Below are 10,878 nucleotides of genomic sequence, written 5' to 3' on the forward strand. Positions count from 1 at the left end.
GCGCCGGGCTGTGGCTCAAGGCCGTGCTGCTGGGCCGCGGTGAGCGCGCGAGCGGGGAACTGCTGTGGGTACGCACCGACTGGGCCGGGCGCGGCAGTCCCGTCGGCAAGAAGGTCAAGGGGTTCCGTACGACCGGGCTCGAAGCCGGGGACGCCGCGCCCGGTGGAGCGCGGCGCCCCCGTGCCAAGAAGAAGACGGCGACGGCCACGGAGGCCGAGAAAGCGTCCGCGAAGCCCAGGAAGGGGCGGGGCTCCGTCACACCTCCAGTTCGTTCTCGATCCTCTTGAGCTGGTGTCTGGCCATCGCCAGATTCGCCCGCTCCTTGTCCAGCGCCAGATAGAGGAACAGGCCGTTGTTGCCCCGGCCCTTGAGCAGCCGGATCAGGTGGTACTGGCCGCCGAGGGTGATCAGTATGTCCTCGATCTCGTCCTTGAGGCCCAGCATCTCCATCGTGCGCACCTTGGCCCGCACCACGTCGGTGTTCCCGGCGGCGGCGACCGTCAGATCCATGTCCTTGCCGCCGCCCACGGTGCCGAGGGCCATGCCGCTGCTGTAGTCGACGAGGGCTGCCCCGATGGCGCCCTCGATGGTGGTGGCTTCTTTGAGTGCCGCTTCGGTGTTGGCCATGGATGACGCACTTCCTTTTCGTCTCTGGGTCGTTCGGGCGGGTGTTCTGCTTGAGGTCATGGGTCAGGCGTTCTCCGGTCGTTCGAGGGCGGCGTCCACCAGCTCGCCGATCCGGGCGCCGGACCGGCGGGCCTCCAGATGGAGCCGGCCGACGTTGATGCGCGGCTCGGCGAGCACGGTGAGGACGGCGGAGCCGCCGGCGGCGTACGTGGCGACGTAGCCGTGCTCGCCCCTGATCAGCAGCTCGCGGAAACCGCCCCGGCCCGTGCTGTCCGCCAGCCGCAGGGAGACGCCGAGGGCGGCGGCGGTCAGGGCGGCGATGCCCTCGGGCTCGATGTCCGTGCCGCCTCCCGAGAGCTCTTCGGCGAGCACGAGACCGTCGGTGCTCGCGGCCAGCGCACCGGTGAGCTGGGGGACCCGGACACGCAGGCGCCGTAGCTCACCCAGGACTTCGGCCTCCACCGTCATCAGCTGTCTCCTCTCGCCGCGCAGCCGCAGGGCGCGTCTCACAGGCTTGCCTCCAACGCGTCACGGAGCCGGCGGAGCAGGGCGATGTCGGGGTCGGCCGTGATCTCCCCGATCCAGGCGGGGAGCACCGGGCGGGCCGGGCGGGCGTCCGGCGGCGGCTCGGGAGGGGTGTCGACCAGCCCGGCCGCCGCCAGCCGCCGTACCTCGAGGAGGGTGTGGAACGCGGGGCGGCCCAGGGCCCACGCGATGGCCGCCGGAGTCCGTACGCCGTCGGCCAGCTCCAGCAGCGCGCGCTGGCGGCGGGTGAGCGACTGGCCGGGCGCGGGGGGACGGGGCGTCACCGGCGCGGTGTCGACCGCCGGGTACGGCCAGACCTGGTCGAGCAGTTCCCGGCGGCGTCGCGTCTCGCGTTCCACGGCCGCCGCCGACACGGGGCGCACGGGGCCGATCCAGTGCGCGACCCCGTACCGGAACCGGGTGGGGCCGCTGCCCGGCGCCAGCGCGAAGAACGCGGCGTCGTACAGCGCGCCCAGATGGCAGATCTCCAGCTCTCCGCCGCCTATTCGGCCGCTGTCGACGAGGAAGCGCCCGACCTCGCGGCGCGCTCCGGCCTCGTCGACCGCGCGCTGCCAGCCGTCGCGCGGCAGCCGGCCGCCGGTGGTCAGGAGGGTGTCGATCCCGGGCGCGGTGGGGCTCTCGGCGTGCACGACGCGGCCCTCGGACAGATAGAGCGTGCCGTGGTCGCGCAGCAGGGCGCCGGTGGCCCGTTCGTCCGCCAGCCGCACGAGCATGGGCGAGACGCGGGAATCAGGGGAGGTCGCGGTGGTGGCTTTCATGCCAGTACCAGCCGTTCGGCGAGCTGTTGGAGCCGCAGCCGGGCGAGAGCGAGATTCCCGGTGTCGCGGTCGAGCCACAGATGGAGGAAGACGCTGCTGTCGAAGGTCGTCTCGACGAAGCGAAGGACGTGGTAGCCGGTACGGGTGGTGACGATCAGGTCCTCGACGGGCGGGCCCTTGGCCTCCCCGGCGGTCGGCTCCGCCGGCGGTCGCGCCCGCTCGGCGTCCCGCGCGAACGCGGGGTACTCGGCGGCGGCCCGCGCCAGTTCGGCGGTCTCGGTCGCGGTCGTCTCGTGATCACCGTTCGGCGACTCGCCCGCCGTACCGAGCGCGAGACCGCTCGTCCAGTCGACGATCGCCGCTCCACGGGCGCCTGGCAGGGCCATGATCTCGTGCAGACATGCGTCGATTCCGGGCACGCGGACTTACCTCCCAGCCGGTCGTGCGTAGGCACCGTCGTGCGGCAGTGACCGTGAGATTACGCAACGTCCGTACGGGGCACGGGGTTTCGGGCAATTTCCATCGGAACATGCCCCGCGGGGATAGGGTCGGCGCACGGAACGGCCCGGGGCGCTCCCGTGGTCGCCCCGTGCCGTCCCGTCCTGCCCGCGGCATCGCTACTTCGTCACGTCGCCGCCGGTCTTCGCGTGCTCCTCCGAACGGGCCTTCAGCACCAGCTTGTTGACCGCCCACAGCCCGATCCCGATCGCCACCAGCACCCCGGCCCTGATGTACACGTCGGCGGCCCGGTCGGCGAGCGGACTGGCCAGGACCAGCGCGGTGATCGCACCCAGCACGGGCACGATCGTCGGCGCGCGGAAGTGCCGGTGGCCGACCGGGTCGCGGCGCAGTGCGAGCACGGCGACGTTGACCACGAAGAACACGCACAGCAGCAGGAACGCCGTGGTGTCGCCGAGCCCCTGGATCTCGCCGGTCGACACCAGCCCGATGGCGAGCAGCGACACGAAGACGATGCCCACGACCGGCGTACGGCGCCTGGGGAGCACCCGGCCCATGGCCTTCGGCAGGATGCGTTCGTTGGCCATGCCGTAGCAGAGCCGCGAGGCCATCATGATGTTGATCAGCGCGGAGTTGGTGACGGCGAAGAGCGCGATCAGGGCGAAGAGTTTCGGCGGGAAGTCGACGCCGCCGGCCTTCACGACCTCCAGCAGAGGGCCGCTGGAGCCCTCCAGGGTCCTGTGGTCCACCAGGAGGGACGAGACGAGCGCGACCAGGATGTAGATGGTGCCGGTGACCGCGACGCCGATGAAGATCGCGCGCGGGAAGGTCCGGCTCGGATCCTTGGTCTCCTCCGCCATGTTGACCGAGTCCTCGAAGCCGACGAAGGCGAAGAACGCGAGCGCCGTCGCGCCGAGCACGCCGGTCATCAGCGAGAAGCCGGTGCCGCTCGCCTCGAAGTCGGTGAGGCGCCCGGGTTCGCCGTCGCCGCTGAGGACCGCGTACGCGCCGATGCCGAGAATGATCGCCAGGCCGCTCAACTCGACCAGTGTGAGTACCACGTTGGTCTTGACGGACTCCGAGACGCCGCGCAGATTCAGCGTGGCGAGCGCGACGACGAACAGGATCGCGACCAGGGTCGGCGGCACGGCGTCGGTGAACTCGGCGAGGTAGTCCCCGCTGAACGCGCGCGCCGCCGCGCTCGCCGACGACAGGCCGGAGCACATGACCATGAAGGCCACGATGAAGGTCAGGAACGGGACCTTGAACGCCTTCTGGGTGTACAGGGCCGCACCCGCCGCCTTCGGGTACTTGCCGACGAGTTCCACGTACGAGGCGGCCGTCAGGATCGCGACGACGAAGCCGATCGCGAACGGCACCCAGAGCGCGCCGCCGACCCGGCCCGCGACCTGGCCCGTGGTGGCGTAGATGCCGGTGCCCAGGATGTCGCCGATGACGAAGAGGATCAGCAGTTTGGGGCCGAGCGCGCGTTTGAGTTCGGGTGTGCCGCCGGACGCTCCCGGTGTGTCCGCCGCTGTCGGTGTCTGGGACGCGGGCATGAAGTGACCTCCCCCGGTTCGATGGTGGGAAGTGTTCTGCCCGGTGCGGCGGCGCTGATTCCTGCCGGTCTCCTGTGGTCCCGCCGTCAGTCGCGTACGAGCGCGTCCGGGTCCCCGCCGCCCGACTCGGCGACGATCTCCGCGACGGTCTGCGGCGCGCGTACGGTCGCGAAGCGCATCGGGCCCCCGGTCTCGGTGAAGCCGTAGACACCCGGCCGGGCGAGGCTGTTGTACGCGTAGTGGTTGGCGAAGTAGTACGCGCCGGTGTCCAGCGCCGCGACGATGTCGCCCTGCGCCAGCAGCGGCAGAGGCCGGTCGGTGGCGAGGAGGTCGCCCGCGAAGCACGCGGGGCCCGCGATGTCCTGGGCGACGTCGGGGCCCTGCCTGGGCCGGCCATCGGCGTCGTACGCGGCGATGCGCAGCGGCCAGGACTCGGGGTTGTAGACCGTACGGGTGGCGATCTGCACGCCCGCGTGGGTCACGGCGATGGGCCGGCCGCCGGCGGACTTCGCGTACTCGACCCGGGCCAGGACCGTGCCGTGCTTGGCGAGCAGCGAACGGCCGAACTCGGTGACCAGCCCGTAGCGGCCGTCGAAGAGGGCCGGGACGGTGGCCTTCAGCAGCCGCGCGTAGTCGGCGTAGGCCGGGGTGTGCTCGTCGGAGGAGAAGTTGACGGGCAGGCCGCCGCCGATGTCGATGGTGTCGATCTGCCGGCGCCCGGCCGCCGCGTTGATCTCCTCGGCCAGTTCGTGGACCGTCCGCACGCCCTCCGCCATCAGGGCGAGCGGGACGCCCTGGGAGCCGGAGTGGGTGTGCAGCCGGGTCAGCCAGGGCCGGTCCAGGAAGCTCTGTACGACCCAGGCGCGGGCGCCCTCGTCGCGCAGCGCGACACCGAACTTGGACGTCGCCGTCGCCGTGGACAGGGCGCCGATGGAGCCGCCGCCGGTCTGCGGGTTGACCCGTAGCCCGATCGGGGAGTGGGAGGGAGCCTCGTGCAGGAGCGCGTCGAGCCGGGTCAGCTCCTGCGGGTTGTCGGCGTTGACCGCGATGCCCAGGGACAGGGCCTCGCGCAGCTCGGCGGGCGTCTTGGCGGGGGAGTCGAGGACGGTGTGGTGGGGCGGGATCCCGGCGGCGCGCGCCAGGCCCAGCTCGCCGGGGCTCGCGACCTCGGCGCCGACGCCCGCGTCGCGCAGCAGCCGCAGGACGGGCACGAGCGGGGCGGCCTTCACGGCGAAGGCGTGCAGCACGGGGGTGTCCGGCGCGGTGACGGCGGCGAACGCCGCGTGCAGCGCGGCGGCGGAGGCGCGGACGCCCGCCACGTCGAGAAGCGCGACGACGGGGTCCGCCTCGGTGAGCAGCCCCTGCCCGACGGCGGCCCGTACGGCGAGATCGCGCCGGTCGGCGCTCTCCCGTCCCGCGGTGTCTGTCTGCTTGTCCGGCTGCTCGACCGTCTCGGTGTCCTCGACCATGCGTGTCAGCCAATCATCCGGCCGCCGGTCCCTCCACTGTTGACTACAACTATTCAGCTGGAGAGGATGTGAATAGTTTGGCCAACAGTGGAGCAGTGACGGAGGAGGCACCCGCCATGTCAGGACCCCGACCCGTACGGTCACCGCGCGGTACGGAACTGAGCGCCCTGGGATGGCAGCAGGAAGCCGCCCTGCGCATGCTCCAGAACAACCTCGACCCCGAGGTCGCCGAACACCCCGACCAGCTCGTCGTCTACGGCGGCACGGGCAAGGCGGCACGTGACTGGCGCTCGTTCGACGCGATGACGCGCACCCTGCGCACGCTCAAGCAGGACGAGACGATGCTCGTCCAGTCCGGCCGGCCGGTGGGCGTGATGCGGACCCACGAGTGGGCGCCGCGTGTACTGATCGCCAACTCCAACCTGGTCGGCGACTGGGCCAACTGGGAGGAGTTCCGCCGGCTGGAACGCCTCGGCCTCACCATGTACGGCCAGATGACCGCCGGTTCCTGGATCTACATCGGCACGCAGGGCATCCTCCAGGGCACGTACGAGACGTTCGCCGCCGTCGCCGCGAAGAGGTTCGGCGGCACGCTCGCCGGGACGATCACCCTGACCGCCGGGCTCGGCGGGATGGGCGGCGCGCAGCCGCTGGCCGTGACCATGAACGACGGCGTCGCGATCTGTGTCGACTGCGACCCGCGCGCCATCGACCGCCGCATCGAGCACCGCTATCTGGACGTCCGGGCCGACTCCCTGGAGCACGCGCTCCAGCTCGCCACCGAGGCCCGCGACGCGCGCCGGCCGCTGTCGATCGGGCTGCTCGGCAACGCGGCGGAGCTGCTGCCCCGGATGCTCGCCGAGGGCGCGCCGATCGACATCGTCACCGACCAGACGTCGGCGCACGACCCGCTGGCGTATCTGCCGCTCGGTGTCGACTTCGACGACATGGCGTCGTACGCGGCCGAGAAGCCGGCCGACTTCACGCTGCGCGCCCGGGAGTCGATGGCCCGGCACGTGGAGGCGATGGTCGGCTTCATGGACGCGGGCGCCGAGGTCTTCGACTACGGCAACTCCATCCGGGGCGAGGCCCAACTGGCGGGCTACGAGCGGGCGTTCGCCTTCCCCGGCTTCGTACCGGCGTACATCAGGCCGCTGTTCTGCGAGGGCAGGGGCCCGTTCCGCTGGGCGGCGCTGTCCGGCGAGGCGTCGGACATCCACAAGACGGACAAGGCGATCCTGGAGCTGTTCCCGGAGGACGAGTCCGCGCACAACGCGTCGCTGCACCGCTGGATCAGGATGGCGGGCGAACGCGTCCACTTCCAGGGCCTGCCCGCGCGCATCTGCTGGCTCGGCCACGGCGAGCGCGACAGGGCGGGGGAGCGCTTCAACGACATGGTCGCCAGTGGTGAACTCGCCGCGCCCGTCGTCATCGGCCGCGACCACCTGGACGCCGGCTCGGTCGCGTCCCCGTACCGCGAGACCGAGGCGATGCTCGACGGCTCGGACGCGATCGCCGACTGGCCGCTGCTGAACGCCATGGTGAACGTGGCGTCCGGGGCGACCTGGGTCTCCATCCACCACGGCGGCGGAGTCGGCATGGGCCGCTCGATCCACGCGGGCCAGGTGACGGTCGCCGACGGCACGGAGCTGGCGGCCGAGAAGATCCGCCGCGTCCTGACGAACGACCCGGGCATGGGCGTCATCCGCCACGTCGACGCGGGCTACGACATCGCGGAGACGGTCGCCACGGAACGCGACGTGCGCATCCCGATGCGGGAGGGCGAGTGACGACGGCCTCCGGCCCGGAAGGCCGCCGGGGCGCGCCCCCGGCCGGGGACGGCGCGCGGGGCGAGACCCCCGCCGCCGCCGCACCGGGCGCAACGGACGGCGCGAAGGAGCCTGCCGGGCCGGCCACGCCGCGTTCCGGCGCGGAGCGCCCGAACGCGGGCGGCGGCTCGGGCCGGGCCCCCGGCGGGGCCGGCGAGCCCGCCGGGGCAGGCGTCCCGGCAGCCGCGTCCTTCCAGGAGATGTGGCGGGGCCTCGCGCCCATCGGGCGGGACGCCGGCAGCCAGGGGTACCGGCGGTACGCGTGGAGCGGGGCCGATCTGGAGTGCCGGGAGTGGTTCCGGGCGCAGGCCGAGGCGCGGGGGATGGCGTACGAGGTCGACCGGAACGGGAACCAGTGGGGGTGGGCCGGGGATCCGGGCGGTGCGGACGCCGTCGTCGTCGGGTCGCATCTGGACTCCGTGCCCGACGGTGGTGCTTTCGACGGGCCGCTCGGCGTCGTCTCGTCCTTCGCCGCGCTCGACGAACTCCGGCGCCGGGGAGCGGAGTTCACCCGGCCGGTCGCCGTCACCAACTTCGGCGACGAGGAGGGCGCCCGGTTCGGGCTCGCCTGCGTCGGGTCCCGGCTCACCGCGGGGCAGCTCACCCTCGCGCAGGCGCACGCCCTGCGCGACGGGGACGGCGTCCCGCTGCCGCGCGCCATGGAGGCGGCCGGGTACGACCCGGACACCATCGGACCCGACCCCGAACGCCTGGGCCGGATCGGCGCGTTCGTCGAGCTGCACGTCGAGCAGGGTCGCGCGCTCGACCTGACCGGTGATCCCGTCGGTATCGCCTCCTCCATCTGGCCGCACGGCCGCTGGCGCTTCGACTTCCACGGCGAGGCCAACCACGCGGGCACCACCCGCCTCGCCGACCGCCGCGACCCGATGCTCAGCTACGCCGAGACCGTCCTCGCCGCCCGCCGCGAGGCGGCCATCGCCGGCGCCCTCGCCACCTTCGGCAAGGTCGCCGTCGAACCCAACGGCGTCAACGCCATCCCCTCCCTCGTACGCGGCTGGCTCGACTCCCGCGCCGCCGACCAGGCCACCCTGGACACCGTCGTCACCGCGATCGAGGCGGCGGCCCACGAGCACGCCGACCGCGCGGGCGTCGATCTGCGGGTGGTACGGGAGTCCTTCACGCCCGTGGTCGAGTTCGCCCACAGCCTGCGCGACGAGGTCGGCCGGATCCTCGGCGGCAAGCTCCCCGTGCTCGGCACCGGCGCCGGACATGACGCGGGTATTTTGTCCGGATCCATTCCGACCGCCATGCTGTTCGTACGGAACCCCACCGGCGTCTCGCACTCCCCGGCCGAGTTCGCCGCCGAGGACGACTGCGTGGCCGGGGTCCTCGCACTCGCCGACGTACTGGAAGGGCTGGCGTGCACGTGACCACGTACTGGCTGGAGCACGCCTGGCTCGACACCCACGTCGAACCGGGGGTGAGCGTGACCGTCGCCGACGGCCGGATCACCGACGTCCGCACCGGGCACGACACCCCGCCCCCCGGCGCCACCGTCCTGCGCGGGCTCACGCTCCCCGGCCTCGCCAACACCCACTCGCACGCCTTCCACCGCGCCCTGCGCGGCAAGGTCCAGGTCGGCTCCGGCACCTTCTGGACCTGGCGCGAGATGATGTACCGGGCCGCCGCCCGCCTCACCCCGGACAACTACCACGCGCTCGCCCGCGCCGTGTACGCCGAGATGGCGCTGGCCGGCATCACCTCCGTCGGTGAGTTCCACTACATGCACCACGCTCCTGGCGGAACGCCCTACGACAATCCCAACGCGATGGGCGAGGCGCTGATCGCCGCCGCCGGCGACGCCGGGATCCGGATCACCCTCCTGGACACCGCCTATCTCTCCTCCGGCATCTCCAAGCGCCGGGGCGGCAAGCCCCCGGACCGCCACCAGGTCCGCTTCTCCGACGGCACCGCGCACGCCTGGGCGGAGCGCGTGTCCGCCCTCGCCGACCGGTACACCAAGGACGACGAGCACGTACGGATCGGCGCGGCGATCCACTCCGTACGCGCCGTGCCCGCCGAGCAGTTGTCGACCGTCGCCGAATGGGCCGAGGCCCGGCAGGCCCCCCTCCATGTCCATCTCTCCGAACAGACCGCCGAGAACGACGCCTGCCTCGCCACCCACGACCGCACCCCCGCCCGTCTCCTCGCCGACCACGGCGTCCTCGGCCCCCGCACCACCGCCGTCCACAGCACCCACCTCACCAACGACGACATCGCCCTGCTGGGCTCCACCCGCACCGGCACCTGCATGTGCCCCACCACCGAGCGCGACCTCGCCGACGGCATCGGCCCCGCCGCGCGGCTCCAGCACGCGGGCTCGCCCCTGTCCCTGGGCAGCGACAGTCACGCCGTGATCGACATCTTCGAAGAGGCCCGCGCGCTGGAACTCAACGAGCGGCTGCGCACCCGCACCCGGGGCCACTGGACGGCCGCCGCGCTCCTCACCGCCGCCACGGCCGACGGCCACGCGGCCCTCGGCAGGCCCGAGGCGGGCCGGATCGAGCGCGGCGCGCTCGCCGACCTCGTCACGATCACCCTGGACTCCGTCAGAACGGTGGGGCAGGTGCCCAGACTGGGCGCGGAGATCGCCGTATTCGCCGCGACGGCCGCGGACGTGCGTCACACGATCGTGGGCGGTCGCCATCTCGTACGCGACGGGGCCCACACCCTGATCCCCGACGTGCCCGAAGCCCTTGCCCGGTCGATCGCGGCCGTACGCGGCTGAAGGAGAGCGCCCCCATGAACACCGGCACCACCGCACCCACCAGCGCCCGGACGACCGCCCGTACCACTGCCATCACCAACATCGCCGCTCTGGTCACCAACGATCCCTCCCTCGGTGACGGATCCCCCATCGGTCTGATCCAGGACGCGGCCGTCGTCATGGACGGCGACCGCGTCGTCTGGGTCGGTGAATCAAGCAAAGCACCCGCCACTGACAACGCGGTCGACGCCGGCGGCCGGGCCGTCGTCCCCGGCTACGTCGACTCCCACTCCCACCTCGTCTTCGCCGGCGACCGCACCCAGGAGTTCAACGCCCGCATGTCGGGCCGCCCCTACTCCGCCGGCGGCATCCGCACCACCGTCGCCGCCACCCGCGCCGCCACCGACGCCCAGCTGAGCGCCAACGTCGCGAAGTACCTCGCCGAAGGACTCCGCCAGGGCACCACCACCCAGGAGACCAAGTCCGGCTACGGCCTCACCGTCGCCGACGAGGCACGCGCGCTGCGCGTCGCGGCCGACCACACCGACGAAGTCACCTACCTCGGCGCCCACATCGTCGCGCCCGAACTGGCCGACGACCCCGCCGCGTACGTCGGTCTCGTCACCGGCGACATGCTCGACGCCTGCGCCCCGTACGCCCGTTGGATCGACGTCTTCTGCGAGAAGGGCGCCTTCGACGGCGACCAGGCGCGCGCGATCCTGACCGCCGGGCAGGCGAAGGGCCTGGTTCCGCGCGTCCACGCCAACCAGTTGTCGTACGGCCCCGGTGTCCAGCTCGCCGTCGAGCTGGACGCCGCGTCCGCCGACCACTGCACCCACCTCACCGACGCGGACGTCGACGCGCTCGCCCACTCGCGTACGGTCGCCACGCTGCTGCCGGGCG

10 protein-coding genes and 1 pseudogene are annotated in these 10,878 nt (G+C 72.6%); 5 read left to right on the forward strand and 6 right to left on the reverse strand.

Going from position 1 to position 10,878, the window contains the following annotated elements; all coding sequences use genetic code 11:
• Positions 1-287, forward strand: a pseudogene (locus BHU15_RS41660) (hypothetical protein); the annotation flags it as partial.
• Here BHU15_RS41660 and BHU15_RS30165 read toward each other — a convergent pair.
• From BHU15_RS30165 to BHU15_RS30190, 6 genes are all read right to left on the reverse strand, one after another.
• The gene (locus BHU15_RS30165) at positions 256-627 is read right to left on the reverse strand and encodes a hypothetical protein (RefSeq protein WP_069630057.1); all 372 of its coding nucleotides are present in this window, start codon (positions 625-627) and stop codon (positions 256-258) included. The pseudogene BHU15_RS41660 and the gene BHU15_RS30165 sit on opposite strands and share 32 nt — an antisense overlap.
• A gap of 63 nt (positions 628-690) precedes the next feature.
• Positions 691-1,137: a roadblock/LC7 domain-containing protein gene (locus BHU15_RS30170; RefSeq protein ID WP_031231342.1), complete on the reverse strand. Its 447-nt coding sequence runs from the start codon at positions 1,135-1,137 to the stop codon at positions 691-693.
• Positions 1,134-1,931: a hypothetical protein gene (locus tag BHU15_RS30175; RefSeq protein WP_069630058.1), complete on the reverse strand. Its 798-nt coding sequence runs from the start codon at positions 1,929-1,931 to the stop codon at positions 1,134-1,136. The genes BHU15_RS30170 and BHU15_RS30175 overlap by 4 nt, the downstream gene beginning before the upstream one ends.
• Complete coding sequence (locus tag BHU15_RS30180; RefSeq protein WP_069630059.1) at positions 1,928-2,350, reverse strand: roadblock/LC7 domain-containing protein; 423 nt, start codon at positions 2,348-2,350, stop codon at positions 1,928-1,930. The genes BHU15_RS30175 and BHU15_RS30180 overlap by 4 nt, the downstream gene beginning before the upstream one ends.
• A gap of 198 nt (positions 2,351-2,548) precedes the next feature.
• On the reverse strand, positions 2,549-3,949 hold the full coding sequence (locus BHU15_RS30185) for an APC family permease (protein WP_069630060.1): 1,401 nt from the start codon (positions 3,947-3,949) through the stop codon (positions 2,549-2,551).
• An 86-nt stretch (positions 3,950-4,035) separates the two neighbouring features.
• The gene (locus BHU15_RS30190) at positions 4,036-5,418 is read right to left on the reverse strand and encodes a type III PLP-dependent enzyme domain-containing protein (protein ID WP_069630061.1); all 1,383 of its coding nucleotides are present in this window, start codon (positions 5,416-5,418) and stop codon (positions 4,036-4,038) included.
• Positions 5,419-5,534: 116 nt separating this feature from the next.
• On the opposite strand from BHU15_RS30190, the gene hutU reads away from it, so the two are divergent.
• From hutU to BHU15_RS30210, 4 genes are all read left to right on the forward strand, one after another.
• Positions 5,535-7,208 (forward strand): urocanate hydratase, encoded by a 1,674-nt coding sequence (gene hutU / locus BHU15_RS30195; RefSeq protein WP_023541264.1) that lies wholly within the window; start codon positions 5,535-5,537, stop codon positions 7,206-7,208.
• 239 nt (positions 7,209-7,447) lie between these two features.
• Positions 7,448-8,638 carry an allantoate amidohydrolase gene (locus BHU15_RS30200; protein WP_069630064.1) on the forward strand — a complete coding sequence of 397 codons (1,191 nt, stop codon included), beginning with the start codon at positions 7,448-7,450 and terminating at the stop codon, positions 8,636-8,638.
• The gene (locus BHU15_RS30205; protein ID WP_107422960.1) at positions 8,629-9,996 is read left to right on the forward strand and encodes a formimidoylglutamate deiminase; all 1,368 of its coding nucleotides are present in this window, start codon (positions 8,629-8,631) and stop codon (positions 9,994-9,996) included. Before BHU15_RS30200 ends, BHU15_RS30205 begins: the two co-directional genes overlap by 10 nt.
• A 14-nt stretch (positions 9,997-10,010) precedes the next feature.
• Positions 10,011-10,878 (forward strand): amidohydrolase family protein (locus BHU15_RS30210; protein WP_069630063.1); only part of this gene is annotated, 868 nt, incomplete at its 3' end.

It is taken from the genome of Streptomyces niveus (assembly GCF_001723055.1).
GTDB classification, from domain to species: Bacteria; Actinomycetota; Actinomycetes; order Streptomycetales; family Streptomycetaceae; genus Streptomyces; species Streptomyces niveus.